This window comes from Candidatus Pelagibacter sp. HIMB1521 (assembly GCF_052047875.1).
In the GTDB taxonomy this organism is placed as follows: domain Bacteria; phylum Pseudomonadota; class Alphaproteobacteria; order Pelagibacterales; family Pelagibacteraceae; genus Pelagibacter.
In genome coordinates this window covers 52,164-68,104 of the sequence record NZ_JBNAIZ010000004.1, presented here as the reverse complement: position 1 = coordinate 68,104, position 15,941 = coordinate 52,164, and the positions used below count along the sequence as shown (strand labels likewise).

Here is a 15,941-nt window from a genome sequence, read left to right as displayed (position 1 = left end):
TAAAGATCCGAAATATGAATTTTTCTTTGGAGATTGGTCCAAAAACAGATCTTGAAACTTTACCTCCATTAAGTGATGTCTATATCACTATGCTTCCAGGAGGAGATTATAAAGAAACAGCAGATAAAGCGGTAGAGCTTGTAAAAAAAGGATTTAATCCTGTTCCACATTTTCCAGCAAGGTCAATGCATGATGAAAATGAGCTTAAAGATTATGTTACAAGATGCAAAGATGGAGGAGTGAAGCAAGCTTTAATTATTGGAGGAGGAAGAGAGCCTCTTGGAAAATTTGATAGTTCATTTCAACTTTTAGAAACAGGTTATTTTGAAAAAATGAAAATAGGAATAGCTGGACATCCTGAAGGGAGTCCTGATATATCCGACACAGATTTAGAAAAAGCAATGATAGATAAAAAGCCTTACGCTGATTATATAGTAACTCAATGGTTATTAGATCCTCAGCCTATTGTTGATTTTATTTCTAAACAAAGCGTACCAGTGCATGTTGGAATCACTGGGCCCTTAAAAATATCTAGCTTAATTAAATTTGCTAATATTGTTGGGGCAAAAAATTCCTTAAACTTTCTTAAATCTAATTTTAGTAAGGCGTTAGATTTATTGAAACCTAAAGACCCTAATGATTTAATTGGGAAAGTTAAATCGCACACTGATAACTTCCACATTTATACATTCGGCGGCTTGAAGGAAACTAACAAGTGGTTGAGGGAGAATAGTTATGTCTAATGAATTTGACTATACTAAATTAAAACATGTTACTTCTGTTGATCAGTCAGACAGAGAAGTGCCATACAACTTAAGACAAAGTGGGCCAACAAAAGTTGAAATGTTAATTTCAACAAGGGTAAGAAAATCACCTTATTGGCATTTATCAATGCAGGCAGGTTGTTGGAGAGCAACTGTATACAATCGTATTTATCACCCAAGAGGTTATGTAAAACCTGAAGATGGTGGAGCTATGGTTGAATACGATGCTATCGTAAACCATGTAACTATGTGGAACGTTGCTGTTGAAAGACAAATAAGAGTTAAGGGTCCAGATGCAGAAAAATTTACTGATTATGTGATCACTAGAGATGCAACTAAAATTTCACCAATGAGAGCAAGATATGTAATTCTATGTAATGCATATGGTGGAGTTTTGAATGATCCAATTCTTTTAAGAATTTCTGAAGATGAATTTTGGTTTTCATTATCAGACTCTGATATTGGTTTATATCTTCAAGGTGTAAACGCAGATGGAAGATTTGATTGTAAAATTGAAGAAATTGATGTGAGCCCAGTTCAAATTCAAGGTCCTAAATCAAAAGCATTAATGAAAGATTTATGTGGAGATCAAGTAGATTTCGATAATATGCCTTTCTATGGATTAGCTGAAGCAAAAGTTGGTGGAAGAGATGTTGTGATTTCACAATCTGGTTTCTCAGGAGAAGCTGGTTATGAAATTTATCTAAGAAACTCTACTTTATATGCTGAGGATATGTGGAATGCTGTGCTTGAAGCTGGAAAAAAACACAGCTTGATGGTCATTGCTCCTGCTCACCACAGAAGAATTCAAGCAGGAATTCTTTCATGGGGACAAGACATGGATCAACAACACAATCCGTTCCAATGTAATTTAGGTTATCAAGTTTCTTTGTCTGGAAAAGGAGAATGGAACAAAACCGCTGATTATGTTGGTAAGGCTGCACTAGAAAAGATGAAAGAAGAATTAAAAGCAGGTAAAAAACCATACAAACTTCAACTAGTTGGTATGGAATTAGGTGGTAAACCTATTGATAATTATGCACCTGACTTTTGGTTAGTTTCTCCTGAAAGTGGTGGAGATCCAGTAGGATTTTTAACGTCACCATGGTGGCATCCTGAAAAGAAAACAAACATTGCAATGGGATATGTTCCGTTCGATGGAACATTAAATGCAAATGGTTTTCCAAAAGGAAAAGTGGGAACTAAATATAAAGTTCATCTACCTGCAGAATATTCAGAAACTCCAGGAACACCTGTTGATGCTGTAGTAGTGGATATTCCATTCAAAGAGTCTTTCAACGCAAACACAAGAGAAGTTGTAAAAGGCTAAATTTATTTAGGGGGAGTTATTTAAACTCCCCCAAATTTCAATGACAAAAGGGTTTTTAATAGCAATTTGCATTATTATTGCGATTGCTTTAATAGTATTTCCATTAATTGTTTCATATAAAGCTCAAAAAAATAAAAGAGATAAAAATTAATGTTTGGTGAATTTTTAAATATCGTTTTCAAATCAATAAAATTAGATAAGACGCTTTATTCTGATAACAAAAATTTTGGTGAAGCTTCCATATATTTTGCAGGCTTAATCATGATTTTAGATGGAGTTGCTGGTGCAGTAGCAGCTAACACTGTCATTAAAACTGCAATAGGAATGTCAGGTCTAACAGCAATAGTTACTTGGTTAATATGGGCAATCTTCATTTTTGTAATAGGTGTTAAACTTTTTCCAGATAAACAAACTAAAGTATCATTTAAAAAAGTTCTAACCGCAGTTGGTTTTGCTCATGCTCCTGGTTTATTAAGATTTTTTGCAGTAACTCCAGATTTAATGATACCTATAATTTTTCTTACTCAATTTTGGATTTTTGCAGGTCTGATCATTTCAACAAAAGAAATTTTAAATTTAAAATCTAATTTTAAATCTTTTGGTATAGTCTTATTATCTTTTTTGATAATAGCTTTTCTATCAATTACTTTTGTAATGAGTAGAATGAACATGCTTCCAACTAATCAGATTAGCTAGATTGGAAAAATAGTTTTTGAAACTCTACAGGATTTACAAATTTTAAAGCCAGTTAAAATTAAATTTTGAGATACACTCTCATCCTCTTCTTTACACTCATCACAAATATTATTTAAATCTTCACTGTATTCTTGATCCTTAATTTCATCAAAATTATCAGTCATTATCTGTTAGGCCTGCACCTGCCCCACCTTGTTTTAAACTCTCGGATTCTTCAACAAAAGTATCTTCGGATAATTTGTACAAATTCTTCCACTCTTCCTCTGAAAAGTTATCAATATTTTCCAGAAAACTTATTTCTAAATGATTTGCAACAGTCGGAAATTCGTTATTAGCAATATTAGAATATATATTTAAATTTAAATTTAAATTTAAAATAATTTCTTTTTTATCAAGATTTAGATGAATTTTTTTACCAATAATTTCTGATGCTCTACTTACAAAAGCTAAAAATATTGAAGGGTAAGCAACGTTATTTAGTTCAATTTTTTTAAAAGATTCTAAAGATTTTGATTGATCTAAAAAACTAACACCAAGAATAATTGGACAATAAGGTTTTGCTGAAGATAGATTTTTTTCTAATATTAGATTTAAATTTTGAAAACTATTTTCTTTCCTTTGAGAAAAATATTTATTTATGTGCTTTATACCTGGAAGACCAAAGGATTCTAACAGTCTTACGCACTTTGCTGTTTCTTCAGCAACTCCCCAGGAATATCCACTAGCTTTAGCAGCTCTTTTAACAGTAGTTTCAATTTCACTAAATGATTTCATGTTAAATGTTAGTTTTATAAACCCACTGCTCATCATAATTTTTTAATTCATGAGGTAAGGGCGCTCCTTGAAACATACAAATTCTTAACCACTTGTCAGATCTTGGGTCAAATTTTAAAGCCCCAAAGAAAGATAGCTTCAATCTCAACATATCTATAGGCATTATGTTTTTACCAATTGTATTATCTTGAATTTCTGAATAAGGAAATTTTTCAACTATAAAAACCCTTCTAATAACATGTCTTAAATCAGAGTTTTTTATTAAAAAGTCAGATACGGTTTGACTATTTTTAGAAACCAATAATATTTCGTAAAGTTTTTTTATGTCTCTGGCTATGGCTAAAGGTTGTTCTAATTCTGAACCATGTTCTTCAAATCTATCAGCTAATCTTGGCTCTTCTTTATTTTTTGAGATAAACCAAAAATTTTGATTATTTTCTTTTTTTTCAAAATTAATTTCTAAAATATTTGGATATTTTTTCTCAATTATATTTCTTAAATCTTCAACAGTCCGATGAGCTGGTATGTTAAAATATTTTTCTTCATCAGAGCTCATTTCTTTTACTAAAGGTTCGGTTATTTCACTATATGGTTCCATCATAATGGATACAACATATTCAATACATTCTTCACATGTTTCTTGCTCAAGCCACTCATAAATACTATTGAAAGGATATTCTCTTGTAAAATCAAAATCATTCTCAATGAATTTCAAAAATTTTTGAACATCTTTTAGTAGATTGTTAATTTTATTTTTTTGATACTCACTATCAGTGTTCCAGCTTGTGATATTTGTTAATGATTTTTTTACACAATCAACAAACAGTTCACTATCTTTTTTATTTACATCTTTAATTTCTCTAATTTTTTTTAATGCTATCTCTCTACTTAAGATCCAGTTATTTAAAAGTGTTGGATGATTAACAATAAAAGGTGCCATTCCTAATCCAGTAGAATTTCCAATACCTAGATTTTTAGAGATTTGCTCATCTAGTTTAACTGCTTTTTTTGGGTTCTTATGAAAGGCAACATGATTAACTTGGTCAAAAGTAAACTGTCTTACAAGATAAACCAGCATCATTTCTAATCTAAATGGTCCGTTAATTTCCTCACGATTTTTAATTCTAAACCTATCTGCTAAACCAAATTTACCAGATCCATAAACAGCAGTAGTTCTGTATAAATAGCCAACTTTTGATAATAAATTTAAATCTGGTTGTAATCCTTGACTTAAATTCTCTGTTACATGATTAAATAGTCTTACAGATTTATTTGCTCTAGATAATGTAAGTTCTTTATAAGAAAGTCTTCCAACTTCTTGTTTAGGAACTTCATTCTTTAATCTTTCAATATCTTTTTTACCTGGTACTCCATCATGAAGTGTAAAGGCTGCGTCCCACTTAGTAGCTATAACTCTGTCTGATCTTTCTTCATCTTTAATATGATTTGCAAAACAAACTAAAGAATAAACTCTTTTGTCTTTTTTAAATGAATATACTGCCTCACCATAACCATTTTCATCTAAATTAAACAAATCTTGTTTATATTCCCAGTCTTTAAATTCATTCAAAAAACTTCTTAAAAAAGATAATTTAGATTGATGAAAAGATCCCAATCGAGATAATTTCATAATAGTATTTGGATCTCTTAGTTCTACTTGCATAACTTAAATTGATTTATAAAAATTGTACCAATTATTTCCTAGTATTCCATGTGTCTCATCATCTGAAAATCCAATCTTTTTGAGACCTTTTTCTATATTTGCAAATCCTCTTGTGTCCTCAAACCAATCAGGTTGTTTTGGAAAGCCTGGTTTATTTTTTGATCCTTCTCCGTAATTTTTAGTTTTGGTCCAAGTACCATTTCTCATCCACTCAACTACGCTGTCGGGTTGATCAAGACAAAGATCTGACCCTATACCAATTTTACTTGCTCCCATAATTTCTGCAGTCTTTGCCACCATTTCACAAAAACTATCAAGAGTACAATTAGTATTTTCTTTCAAGTGATGTGGGTATAAAGATAAACCTAACATTCCTCCACTATCACTGAGCATCTTAAGCAAATCTGAAGACTTGTTTCTTTTTGCAGCATGCCAAAAAGCAGGGTTTGCATGTGTAATCGCAATTGGTTTTTCACTTATTTCAATTGCATCCATTGTACTTTTTTCTGCAGAATGAGACATATCAACAACGATGCCTACTCTATTCATTTCTTTTATTGCCTCTCTTCCAAAATTAGTTACTCCGCTATCAATTTTTTCATAGCAACCGGTAGCAAGAAGAGATTGATTGTTGTAAGTTAGTTGCATAAATCTGCATCCAAGTTCATGAACTTTTTCAACCAAACCTATGTCATCCTCAATTGGTGAACAATTTTGAAAACCAAAAAATATTGCAGTTTTGTTTTCAAGCTTTGCTTTTTCAATATCTTTAAAATCTTTTCCCAGAAATATAAGATCAGAATTTGCTTCGAAAATTTTTTCCCACTTATTTAATTCTATTAGTAGTTCATCATAATCTTCATGATAAACTATGGTTACATGAACTGCATCTAAACCTGCAGCTCTGTTTGTTTCAAAAATTTTTCTAGACCAATTGCAATATTGCAAATTATCGATTTTAAAATTCATAACGAAATAAGATTAATCAATCTAAATTGAAATACTATTAATTTTATTGAAATTTTTGATTAATTTTGAAATAAACAAGAGAGCTATTTTCATGAAAAAAAATACTAATAAAAAAGTTTCAATAGTTATGGGTAGTCAATCAGACTACAAAACTATGCAATTAGCAGAAAAAACTCTTAAACAATTAGGTGTCTCGTTTGAAACTAAAATTGTTTCTGCTCATCGTACCCCAAAGAGAATGTACGATTTTGCATTAAAGGCAGAAAAAAATAATATTGGGGTAATTATTGCTGGAGCTGGTGGATCAGCACATTTGCCGGGAATGATTTCTGCATTAACTCAAATTCCAGTTTTGGGTGTACCGATTGAAAGTAAAAAATTAAAAGGTTTAGATAGTTTACTTTCGATTGCTCAAATGCCAAAAGGAATTCCTGTTGGTACTTTAGCAATTGGAGAAGATGGTGCTATTAATGCTGCATTACTTGCAGCTGAAATAATGGCTATTAATAATTCTTCAATCAAAAATAAGTTAAAAAGTTGGAGATCAAACCAAACTAAATCTGTTAAAAGAGCTCCAAAATAAAATGTCTAATATTACTCTTGGGATTATTGGTGGCGGCCAATTAGGAAGTATGCTTGCAATAGCTGCGAAAAAATTAGGAATAAAGATAATAATTTTTTGTGATGATTTGGAAGCACCAGCTCAAAATTTTTGTGATGAATTTATTGGTGCAAAATATGATGATAAAGAAAAAATAAATGAATTTGTAAACAAAGTTGATATCGTAACTTATGAATTCGAAAACATTCCATATGAAACATTAAATGATATCAATAAGTTAAAACCAGTTTTACCAAAACCTTCAGTAAATAGATTAATTCAACATAGGTTAGCAGAAAAAGATTTTGTAAATAAATTAAATATAAGAACAACTAGATACGTCTCAGTTGAAAATCAATCTGATATTGATGTCCTTGAAGATTTTTTACCAGGTATAATTAAAACTACAACGTTAGGTTATGACGGTAAAGGGCAACACCCTGTCTCATCATTAGAAGAATTAAAAAATCTTAAATTGGATTTATCAAGAGGATATATTTTAGAAAAATTGGTCAAACTTAAAAAAGAGATATCAATTATCATAACTAGGTTTAGTAATAATAAATATGAAATCTATGAACCTATCGAAAATACCCATGAAGATCAGATCTTAAAACATTCCAAGATACCTGCAGATATAAATGAAAAAATATTTAATCAATCCAAAGATTGGGCAATTCTTATTGCTGAAGAGCTTAAATATGTCGGTACTCTATGTGTAGAATTTTTTATAGATAGAAATGATAATCTTTATGTAAATGAAATTGCTCCAAGGGTTCATAATTCTGGGCATTTAACAATTAATGCTTTTAATGTAAGTCAATTTGAAAATCACATCAGAGCTGTTTGTGGACTTGAACAGATACCTTTAAAAAAATTATCAAATGCAAAAATGATAAATCTATTAGGAGATCAAATATCTCACTATAGAAATTCTCCAAAACTTAAAGATAATGAATTCTTTTTTGATTATTTAAAAAAAGAAATTAAAGATAAAAGAAAAATGGGTCACATCACTATTCTAGAATAAAATGTTAAAATCAATTGAAGGAAATTTCGATGATCCAGAAGTTCACAAGCTTTTAACTAAGCATTTTGTTGAACTTAGAGCTGCCTCACCAGAGGGAAGTGCTCATGTTTTAGACATCCCTGGTCTTAAAGTTCCATCGATTAAATTCTGGAGTTTATATAACAACGATCAATTAATGGGATGTGGTGCATTAAAATTTTTAGATGCGGGTCACGGAGAATTTAAATCAATTAGAATTCATGACAATTTTAGAAAAAAAGGACACGGTGTTATTGTTATTAATCATCTAATAAGTGAGGCAAAAAAATTAGATATTAAAAGATTAAGTATTGAAACAGGTGCTGGAAATTTTTTTATTCCTGCTAGAAAACTCTTTAAATCTTGTGGTTTTGAGCCTTGTGAACCTTTTGCTCATTATAAAGAAGATGTTAATTCTGTTTATTTGACTAAATTGATTGCTACAGATTGACAATAAGATCGAATAATTTCTCTATTTTGTTGACAAAACCCTTTAAAATCTAAAGAAAGCCAAAATTACTTAATTATAAATTTTAAGTAATAATTAATATAACAAAAAGTAAGAAGAAATAATATGAGTCTAACAGGTAAAGTAAAATGGTTCAATCCAACCAAAGGTTTTGGTTTTATTGAAAGAGAAGACAAAGAAAAAGATGTGTTTGTACATGTTTCAGCAGTAAGAGATGCTGGTATGAACGGTTTAGATGAGGGTCAAGCTTTGACTTTCGATGTTGAAGATGGTCCTAAAGGTCCTTCAGCAGTTAACTTAAAAACTGCATAATTTCACACTTCCTATTGGCTGAAAAAAATTTATTTTTTTATAAATAATTTTATTCAGCCAGTACCAAATCTTATAAAAAACAACTTTTAGTCAAAAAATTTAATTATATAAGTTGTATTTAAAATAATAAAAAATTTATGATCGGAATTTTAGGTGGAATGGGTACTCAAGCTGGTCTTGATTTTTGCAATAAGCTTGCAGTGCTAAATAGAGGTAAAATTGATCAAGAGTATCCTTTGTTTGTTTTATACAACAAATCAAATATTCCAGGAAGACCAGAATCTATAGGTACTCAAACAAAAAACTTATCAAATCTAAATACAAATAAATCCAATAAAACAAAATATAATAAAGTATTAAAAAGTCTTCTTGAAGGTTGCAAGTTATTAGAAAAGAATAAATGCAAATTTATTGTTATTCCATGTAACACAGCACATTATTGGTTTGATGATCTACAAAAAAAAATCAATATCCCAATTATAAATATGCCAAAAGAAGTTTTTAAATTTACAAAAAAGAATTGTAAAAAAAATTCAAAAGTTGGTTTATTGGCCACTGAAGGTACTTTAAAAACTGGAGTGTATAATAAATTTTTTGACGAAACCTATCAATTGGTTAATCCATCTGAAAATCTTCAAAAAAATTCAGTAAATAAAGCAATCAAGTTTGTAAAAATGGGCAATGTTAGAGCTGCTGAAAAAGCTATTAAACCAGCTATAAAATATTTGCTAAAAATGAAGTGTAAAAAAATAATTTTAGGTTGTACTGAGTTACCAATTGCAATATTTGCTTTTAAATCATTCAAGAATATTAAATCTTCAAAAATATTTTTGGATCCAAATTTAATTCTTGCTCACTCTGCAATGCAGAAACACAAAAGATAAACAGTGACATCTAAAATTGATAAGCCCTATGTTTTAAGAGTTGCTGAACTAATATATTCTAAAATAATTGAAATAAAAAACCAAAATCCTGAAGTTAATAACATCCAAGCATTTGAAATTTTTATGACAACTAAAGATTATGATTTAATTAGTTCAGGAGAATTTCATGAAAAATGGATATCAGAATTAAAAGAAAACAATTTTATTGATAAAATTACAGGTAAAAAAATTAACGAAGAAACATTAAGGCTTTTGGAAATTCAAAAAGATTCAATGGTTAAATTTTTGCTAAAGATACCAAAATTATATTATACAAAAACTCATTTCCCTCTGGAATTATCTCAAAGAGCCTTTAATCATCTCTGGAGAGTTTGTGAAAGTTACGAAATGTGGTGTAAAGAAACTAAGCAAAAAAATTTGATTAAATTAAATTTAATTGATTAAATTTTAAATTAATAATTACAGTGATTAAGGTATTTCCATTTATATTTATTTTACTTTGGTCATCAGCATTCATAACTACAAAACCAATAATAGATTACAGCGATCCTTTTGCTGCATTGGCCTTTAGATTTGCAATAGTAGCATTTGGTTTTTTAATTTATTCTATTTATTCAAAGCAGAAAATAATTGTAAATAAAAAAAATTTTTTACAATCTTTTTTTAGTGGAGTTCTTTTTCATGGATTTTATTTAGGAGGTGTTTTTTATTCAATTTCTATTGGAATGCCTACTGGCCTTGCTGCTTTAATTGTAACACTTCAGCCAATACTAACTAACGCATTAAGTGGACCAATACTTAAAGAGAAGGTTTCTATTAAACAATGGATAGGTGTTTTACTGGGATTTATTGGAGCATCTTTGGTTCTAGGTTTTGAAATTGGATCAAAAATTCCAACTGCTGGATTAATTGCAACCATTATAGCTTTGATAGCAATAACAAGTTCAACTCTTTGGCAAAAAACAATAAGTAATAACCTACCCTTATCAGTAAGTAACATGAACCAAGCACTTGGGGGTTTTTCATTTCATTTATTAATTATAATTTTCTTTGCTGATCCTTACATTGAATTTTCAAAAACATTTATAATTGCAATGAGTCATCAAATTTTTTTAGTGTCCTTTGGAGCATTCACAATACTTATGTTCTTAATTAAAAAAAATTCCGCAAGCAAAACAGTTTCGATATTTTTTTTAATTCCTCCCACATCTGCGTTCATGGCATGGTTATTTTTAAATGAGAAATTATCTAATTTAGATCTTTTAGGATTTTTTATAGCTACTATTGGTGTTTATATTGCTACTAGAGATAAATAATTACTTTGCAATATATCCAAATTCTAAAGATGCGTCTGTTATTGAGTGATAAAGAGATTCACCAAAACTTCTTAATCCAAATATTCTAAATTTATCTGGATCATCATCAAGCATATCAATAGTTACTGACATTCCGTTATAAGTGGAATTTAAAGATTGATTTTTTTCTAGCTCACCAAAATTAAATGGGCATCCTTTTTTTAAAACTTCCTTAGCCTCTTTACCTTCAATTTCGATTATTGCTTTTGAATGAGATATGTCTGTTATTGCAAATTCATTCTCATTAAATTTTTGCTCTATTTCATTTAAAATGTCCTTTTTCTTAGAAACTAAAATCCAATTTCTTGGACCGTTCCAAAGTATTCTTGTGTTATCATTGGAGCTAACTAAAGATGGATTGTCTCTTAAATTTAGACCATCTACCTGTATATTGTCTAATGATGAGTTTGAACTTTTATACTGAACTATCTGTACAATTAATAAATTAGTAGTTTCAGATATTGAAAGTAAATTTTTTTCATCTTTACCTTCAAAATCTCCAAATTGACCTTTTGTATGCACATTATTTAAAGCTGAAATTAAACTCATGATCTAACTCTTTCTCCTTTTGGATCAACATAATGTGATGAAACTATTTCTACTGGAATAACTTTGTTTTTTAATGGAGACATTACAAATAATTTTTCTCCAATCATATTTTTTCCATCTTTTAATATTGCTAGTGAAAATGGATTATCATGCTCAACACTCCAACAAGAAGCTGAGATATGACCTAATTTTTTATTCGGCAAAGGAGCATTAGCGTCTTTAACTAAGTGTGAACCTTCTGGAATACTAGTTTTTTTATCCAATGGAACAACGCCTACAATTCGCTGTCTATCCTCAGCTACAAAAGCTGATCTCTGTAGTGATCTTTTTCCAATAAAATCTTTCTTTTTACTCAATAACCCTTCTAATGCATTGTCGTAAGGAATTGTTCTTCCATCTAATTCAGAACCTGCAACATGACCCATTTCAATTCTAAGTGTAGACAATGCTTCAGTTCCATATGGTTGAATTTGAAAATTTTCTCCAAGTTCAATTATTTTTTCCCACATAAATGTTCCGTTATCAGACTCAACATTAACTTCGTAAGCTAATTCACCTGAGAATGAAATTCTGAAAATTCTAGCTTTAACACCAAATAAATCACCCTCGACATATCCCATAAACGGAAGACCTTCATTAGATACATCTGTTTTAGGGAACAATTTCTGTAATAAATCTCTTGATTTAGGACCAGCTATGGCAGCTCCTGCCCATTGCTCAGTTGTTGAAACTACATTTACATTAAGTTCAGGCCAAACAAGTTGCAAATAATACTCTAAATGCGAAAGGACATTAGCTGCTTGAGCAGTAGTTGTCGTCATGTGATAATGGTTTTCTGAAATTCTAGTAGTTGTACCATCATCCATCACTATCCCATCTTCTCTTAACATCACTCCATATCTTGCTTTTCCAACAGGTAACTTCAACCATGCATTTGTGTACACTCTATTTAAAAATTCAGCAGCATCAGGACCTTTAACGTCGATCTTACCAAGAGTTGTTACATCACAAACACCAACATTTGTTCTTACATTTTTCGCTTCTCTCTTTGAAGCTTCGAACAAAGTTTCATTTCCTCTTTTATAATATCTTGGTCTTAACCAAACTCCTGCATCAACAAAAACAGCGTTATGCTCTTCATGCCAATTGTGAATTGGAGATTTTCTTGTTGGTTTTGAATGCTTTCCTACTTCTCTACCAACAATAGCACCGATAGAAATAGGTGTATAAGGAGGTCTAAAAGTAGTGTGGCCAACGGACGGAACAACTTTATTTTCAATCTCAGATACTAATTGTAGTCCATTTAGATTACTTGTTTTTCCTTGATCTGTTGCCATACCTAAAGTGGTATATCTTTTTACATGTTCGATTGATCTATAACCTTCTCTTAATGCAATCTCTACATCAGAAACAGCAACATCATTTTGGAAATCTAAAAATCTTTTATAACTTTTACCTTTTGGTAATGGAACACACCAAAACTTATCATGTTTAGAATATTTTTTTTCAACTACATTTGGAATAGATATTTCGTTATCTTTATCGGTAATTTTTTTTGATAATTCCTTTCCTTTTTCAAATGATGTTTTTAAAGTTTCTTCTAGAGTAAACACACCGTTAGCAGCTCCCAAAGTTGTTTCATTTTGTTTTGAAACTCCTGGAACAAACGCGTCTATCTCTTCATTAAATTTAGTTTTATTTCCTGATTGTGATGCCAAATGAATTGTAGGTGTCCAAAATCCAGAAACACATATACAATCACAAACTATATTTTCTATTTTGCCAAGTGTTTTCTTGTCTTCAGAAATAGTTGCCACATCAGCTGATTTTACTTTTTTATAACCTTGTGCTGCAACTACTACATATGAATTTTTAATATTAATTCCTAAATTTTTTGCTTCATCAATAATTTCTGATTGTGGATTTGATCTAGAATCTAAAACTATAGGCTCAACTCCATGTTTTTTAAATTCAATTGCAGTTTCATAGCCACTATCATTGTTTGTAAACACTAAAGGTTTTTTTCCAACTAAGACGCCATAAACTTTTAAATATTCTTTAGCTGCAGATGAAAGCATTACTCCAGGAGTATCATTGTTTCCAAAAACAATTGGTCTTTCGATTGATCCTGATGAAATTAGAACTTCTTTTGCTCTAATGTACCAAAGTCTTTTGTTTGGATGATATTTTTTAGTTTTAGGTAAATGATCACTAACTTTTTCAGACATTACCAACATGTTGTGATCATAATATCCAAAAACTTGAGATCTATTTTTTACTATTACGTTTGGCATCTCTTTCAATTCTGAAATGATACCGTCTGCCCAATCTTTTCCAGATTGGTTACCGATATTCACATCACTTGTTAATAATGAACCACCATATCTTGGTTTATCTTCAGCCAAAATTACTTTGGCTCCATTTTTCGCTGCAGAATACGCACTCGCTAAACCTGATGGTCCAGATCCAGCAATTAAAAGATCGCAATACTCATATTTATGTTCATATCTTTCTTTATCATGTTCTGTTGATGCTACTCCTAATCCAGCTGCTTTTCTGATAAACGGCTCATAAATTTTGTACCAAAAGCTTTTTGGCCACATAAAAGTTTTATAATAAAATCCAGCAGGTAAAAATATTTTTAAATAATTGTTTATAGCTCCAATATCAAAGTTAACACTTGGCCAACAATTAACACTGCTTGCTTCTAATCCTTCAAATAATTCTTGTTCGGTTGCTTTAATATTTGGCTCCGTTTCACCATTTCTATAAAGTTGAACAACAGCGTAAGGTTCATCAACTCCTGCACCAAAAAACCCTCTAGGTCTGTGATATTTAAAGCTTCTACCAACTAAATGAACACCATTTGCTAGTAAAGCTGAAGCTAATGTATCACCTTCATATCCAAAATAAGATGTGCCGTTGAACTTAAAAGAAATTTTTTTATTTCTATTTATTAAGCCACCTGTTTCTATTCGATAACTCTGTGTCATTAAGCAATTTCTTCGTTAGCTTTATAAGTTTTAAAAATTTCATGTGTTGCAGTATCTCTTTCAACTTTTATCCACTGTCTGCAACCAGATAAATGCTGCCAAAGTTCTAAATGTTTTCCTCTGGGACTAACTCTATTGTATACGAAATTATCCCATTCTTGATCTGTGACTTCTTTATTTAGTTCTGGTCTTTTAACAGTAGCATCTCCACCATAAGAAAATTCATTTTGAGATCTCATTCCACAATGTGGGCATTTAATATGTAACATTTATGAAATCCAAGTTTTTGTACCAAGACCTTTTTCATCAATAAGATGACCAGTACTAAATCTGTTCAAACTGTATCCTGCATTTAATTCATGAACTCTATCTTGAGCAATAGTATGTGCAAATGTCCATCCTGATGCTGGAGTTGCTTTAAAGCCTCCGTAACACCATCCACAATTTAAATACAAACCATCAATATGAGTTTTATCAATTATTGGTGAACCATCCATTGACATGTCCATAATCCCACCCCAAGTTCTTAGCATTTTTAATTTACTTAAAAATGGCATCATCGCAATTCCTTCAGTTAAAACATGTTGTAATGTTGGAAGATTACCTCTTTGAGCGTAACTATTGTAACCATCAAGGTCTCCACCCATTACCATTTCACCTTTGTCTGATTGACTAATATAAAAATGACCTGCACCAAAAGTTACAACTTTATCTAAAACTGGTTTCACTGGTTCAGAAACACAAGCTTGTAAAAGATGAGTTTCAATTGGCAAAGTCATATTTAATTTTTCTGCTAAAATATTTGTGCTACCAGCAACACATAGACCCACTTTTTTTGCTTTAATATTTCCTCTCGATGTTCTGATGCCTTTTATTTTTCCCGCAGAAACATCGAAACCTGTGACTTCACAATTTTGAATTATATCTACCCCCATAGAGTCTGCTTGACGAGCGTACCCCCAAGCAACTGCATCATGACGAGCAGTTCCAGCACTTGGTTGCATCAATCCACCAAAGATCGGAAATCTTACGTTGTCTGAAAAGTCAGCCATTGGAATTAATTCTTTTACTTCTTCTCTGTTTAAAAGAACCGCATCAATTCCATTTAATCTCATCGAATTTCCTCTTCTTGCATATGCATTCATTTGTGCATCTGAGTGTGCAAGATTAATAATTCCTCTTGGAGAAAACATTACGTTGTAATTTAAGTCCTGACTCATCTTTCTCCATAGATCCATTCCAAACTCACTGAAAAGACCATTTTCATCATGCATGTAGTTTGATCTGATAATTGTAGTGTTACGTCCAACGTTTCCACCGCCAATCCATCCTTTTTCAATGATGGCTACTTTTGTAATTTGATGCTCTTTAGCTAGATAATATGCGGTAGCTAAACCATGACCACCACCCCCGATGATAACAACATCATACTCTTCTTTAGGATTTGGATCTTTCCAAGCTAAATCCCAATTTTGATGGCCAGTTAATGCATTTTTAACCAAGCTAAAAATAGAATACTTTTGCATATTAGAAT

Annotated in this window: 18 protein-coding genes; 10 read left to right on the top strand and 8 right to left on the bottom strand. The window is 30.8% G+C overall.

Features of this window, described 5'->3' with window-relative positions:
• Window positions 1–14 precede the first annotated feature (14 nt).
• The 3 genes from ACTTA5_RS02275 to ACTTA5_RS02265 all read left to right on the top strand — a co-directional run bounded on the left by ACTTA5_RS02275 (window position 15) and on the right by ACTTA5_RS02265 (window position 2,790).
• Window positions 15–743 (top strand): methylenetetrahydrofolate reductase, encoded by a 729-nt coding sequence (locus ACTTA5_RS02275; RefSeq protein WP_440647565.1) that lies wholly within the window; start codon window positions 15–17, stop codon window positions 741–743.
• Window positions 736–2,094: an aminomethyl transferase family protein gene (locus ACTTA5_RS02270; protein ID WP_440634385.1), complete on the top strand. Its 1,359-nt coding sequence runs from the start codon at window positions 736–738 to the stop codon at window positions 2,092–2,094. Before ACTTA5_RS02275 ends, ACTTA5_RS02270 begins: the two co-directional genes overlap by 8 nt.
• A gap of 150 nt (window positions 2,095–2,244) precedes the next feature.
• A complete protein-coding gene (locus tag ACTTA5_RS02265) occupies window positions 2,245–2,790 on the top strand; it encodes a hypothetical protein (RefSeq protein WP_440647564.1) in 546 nt (181 codons plus the stop codon).
• On the opposite strand, the gene ACTTA5_RS02260 is transcribed toward ACTTA5_RS02265, so the two are convergent.
• The 4 genes from ACTTA5_RS02260 to ACTTA5_RS02245 are packed head-to-tail and all read right to left on the bottom strand — an operon-like array spanning window position 2,787 to window position 6,196.
• Complete coding sequence (locus ACTTA5_RS02260; protein WP_440647563.1) at window positions 2,787–2,954, bottom strand: hypothetical protein; 168 nt, start codon at window positions 2,952–2,954, stop codon at window positions 2,787–2,789. The two genes, ACTTA5_RS02265 and ACTTA5_RS02260, sit on opposite strands and share 4 nt — an antisense overlap.
• On the bottom strand, window positions 2,947–3,564 hold the full coding sequence (locus ACTTA5_RS02255; protein WP_440647561.1) for a DUF3726 domain-containing protein: 618 nt from the start codon (window positions 3,562–3,564) through the stop codon (window positions 2,947–2,949). The genes ACTTA5_RS02260 and ACTTA5_RS02255 overlap by 8 nt, the downstream gene beginning before the upstream one ends.
• A 1-nt stretch (window position 3,565) precedes the next feature.
• The gene (locus ACTTA5_RS02250) at window positions 3,566–5,227 is read right to left on the bottom strand and encodes a hypothetical protein (protein WP_440647559.1); all 1,662 of its coding nucleotides are present in this window, start codon (window positions 5,225–5,227) and stop codon (window positions 3,566–3,568) included.
• Window positions 5,228–5,230: 3 nt separating this feature from the next.
• A complete protein-coding gene (locus ACTTA5_RS02245; protein WP_440647557.1) occupies window positions 5,231–6,196 on the bottom strand; it encodes a membrane dipeptidase in 966 nt (321 codons plus the stop codon).
• Window positions 6,197–6,287: 91 nt separating this feature from the next.
• Here ACTTA5_RS02245 and purE point away from each other — a divergent pair, with 91 nt between their 5' ends.
• From purE to ACTTA5_RS02210, 7 genes are all read left to right on the top strand, one after another.
• Window positions 6,288–6,779: a 5-(carboxyamino)imidazole ribonucleotide mutase gene (gene purE, locus ACTTA5_RS02240; protein WP_262590420.1), complete on the top strand. Its 492-nt coding sequence runs from the start codon at window positions 6,288–6,290 to the stop codon at window positions 6,777–6,779.
• Window position 6,780: 1 nt separating this feature from the next.
• Window positions 6,781–7,827: a 5-(carboxyamino)imidazole ribonucleotide synthase gene (locus tag ACTTA5_RS02235; RefSeq protein ID WP_440614120.1), complete on the top strand. Its 1,047-nt coding sequence runs from the start codon at window positions 6,781–6,783 to the stop codon at window positions 7,825–7,827.
• 1 nt (window position 7,828) lies between these two features.
• Window positions 7,829–8,296, top strand: a complete 468-nt coding sequence (locus ACTTA5_RS02230) for a GNAT family N-acetyltransferase (RefSeq protein ID WP_440647555.1) — start codon at window positions 7,829–7,831, stop codon at window positions 8,294–8,296.
• Between the two features lie 123 nt (window positions 8,297–8,419).
• A complete protein-coding gene (locus tag ACTTA5_RS02225; RefSeq protein ID WP_075506166.1) occupies window positions 8,420–8,626 on the top strand; it encodes a cold-shock protein in 207 nt (68 codons plus the stop codon).
• A 137-nt stretch (window positions 8,627–8,763) separates the two neighbouring features.
• Window positions 8,764–9,510, top strand: a complete 747-nt coding sequence (locus tag ACTTA5_RS02220) for an aspartate/glutamate racemase family protein (protein ID WP_440647553.1) — start codon at window positions 8,764–8,766, stop codon at window positions 9,508–9,510.
• Window positions 9,511–9,513: 3 nt separating this feature from the next.
• On the top strand, window positions 9,514–9,954 hold the full coding sequence (locus ACTTA5_RS02215; protein ID WP_440647551.1) for a hypothetical protein: 441 nt from the start codon (window positions 9,514–9,516) through the stop codon (window positions 9,952–9,954).
• Window positions 9,955–9,974: 20 nt separating this feature from the next.
• Window positions 9,975–10,826 (top strand): DMT family transporter, encoded by an 852-nt coding sequence (locus ACTTA5_RS02210; protein ID WP_440647549.1) that lies wholly within the window; start codon window positions 9,975–9,977, stop codon window positions 10,824–10,826.
• On the opposite strand, the gene ACTTA5_RS02205 is transcribed toward ACTTA5_RS02210, so the two are convergent.
• From ACTTA5_RS02205 to ACTTA5_RS02190, 4 genes are read right to left on the bottom strand one after another with little or no spacing between them, the layout of a single operon-like run.
• A complete protein-coding gene (locus tag ACTTA5_RS02205) occupies window positions 10,827–11,414 on the bottom strand; it encodes a sarcosine oxidase (RefSeq protein WP_440647547.1) in 588 nt (195 codons plus the stop codon).
• Entirely contained in the window at window positions 11,411–14,407 is a 2,997-nt protein-coding gene (locus ACTTA5_RS02200) for a sarcosine oxidase subunit alpha family protein (RefSeq protein WP_440647545.1), read from the bottom strand. Before ACTTA5_RS02200 ends, ACTTA5_RS02205 begins: the two co-directional genes overlap by 4 nt.
• Window positions 14,407–14,676 carry a sarcosine oxidase subunit delta gene (locus ACTTA5_RS02195; protein WP_075506172.1) on the bottom strand — a complete coding sequence of 90 codons (270 nt, stop codon included), beginning with the start codon at window positions 14,674–14,676 and terminating at the stop codon, window positions 14,407–14,409. Before ACTTA5_RS02195 ends, ACTTA5_RS02200 begins: the two co-directional genes overlap by 1 nt.
• The gene (locus tag ACTTA5_RS02190) at window positions 14,677–15,933 is read right to left on the bottom strand and encodes a sarcosine oxidase subunit beta family protein (RefSeq protein WP_440614112.1); all 1,257 of its coding nucleotides are present in this window, start codon (window positions 15,931–15,933) and stop codon (window positions 14,677–14,679) included.
• Window positions 15,934–15,941: the final 8 nt, after the last annotated feature.

Excerpts from the sequence above, each read along its gene's own strand:
- ACTTA5_RS02235 (WP_440614120.1), top strand. The coding sequence starts at position 6,781 with ATGTCTAATATTACTCTTGGGATTATTGGTGGCGGCCAATTAGGAAGT.
- ACTTA5_RS02275 (WP_440647565.1), top strand. The coding sequence starts at position 15 with ATGAATTTTTCTTTGGAGATTGGTCCAAAAACAGATCTTGAAACTTTA.
- ACTTA5_RS02255 (WP_440647561.1), bottom strand. The coding sequence starts at position 3,564 with ATGAAATCATTTAGTGAAATTGAAACTACTGTTAAAAGAGCTGCTAAA.
- ACTTA5_RS02190 (WP_440614112.1), bottom strand. The coding sequence starts at position 15,933 with ATGCAAAAGTATTCTATTTTTAGCTTGGTTAAAAATGCATTAACTGGC.
- ACTTA5_RS02265 (WP_440647564.1), top strand. The coding sequence starts at position 2,245 with ATGTTTGGTGAATTTTTAAATATCGTTTTCAAATCAATAAAATTAGAT.
- ACTTA5_RS02245 (WP_440647557.1), bottom strand. The coding sequence starts at position 6,196 with ATGAATTTTAAAATCGATAATTTGCAATATTGCAATTGGTCTAGAAAA.
- ACTTA5_RS02205 (WP_440647547.1), bottom strand. The coding sequence starts at position 11,414 with ATGAGTTTAATTTCAGCTTTAAATAATGTGCATACAAAAGGTCAATTT.
- ACTTA5_RS02250 (WP_440647559.1), bottom strand. The coding sequence starts at position 5,227 with ATGCAAGTAGAACTAAGAGATCCAAATACTATTATGAAATTATCTCGA.
- ACTTA5_RS02200 (WP_440647545.1), bottom strand. The coding sequence starts at position 14,407 with ATGACACAGAGTTATCGAATAGAAACAGGTGGCTTAATAAATAGAAAT.
- ACTTA5_RS02230 (WP_440647555.1), top strand. The coding sequence starts at position 7,829 with ATGTTAAAATCAATTGAAGGAAATTTCGATGATCCAGAAGTTCACAAG.
- ACTTA5_RS02220 (WP_440647553.1), top strand. The coding sequence starts at position 8,764 with ATGATCGGAATTTTAGGTGGAATGGGTACTCAAGCTGGTCTTGATTTT.
- ACTTA5_RS02270 (WP_440634385.1), top strand. The coding sequence starts at position 736 with ATGTCTAATGAATTTGACTATACTAAATTAAAACATGTTACTTCTGTT.
- ACTTA5_RS02260 (WP_440647563.1), bottom strand. The coding sequence starts at position 2,954 with ATGACTGATAATTTTGATGAAATTAAGGATCAAGAATACAGTGAAGAT.
- purE (WP_262590420.1), top strand. The coding sequence starts at position 6,288 with ATGAAAAAAAATACTAATAAAAAAGTTTCAATAGTTATGGGTAGTCAA.
- ACTTA5_RS02195 (WP_075506172.1), bottom strand. The coding sequence starts at position 14,676 with ATGTTACATATTAAATGCCCACATTGTGGAATGAGATCTCAAAATGAA.
- ACTTA5_RS02225 (WP_075506166.1), top strand. The coding sequence starts at position 8,420 with ATGAGTCTAACAGGTAAAGTAAAATGGTTCAATCCAACCAAAGGTTTT.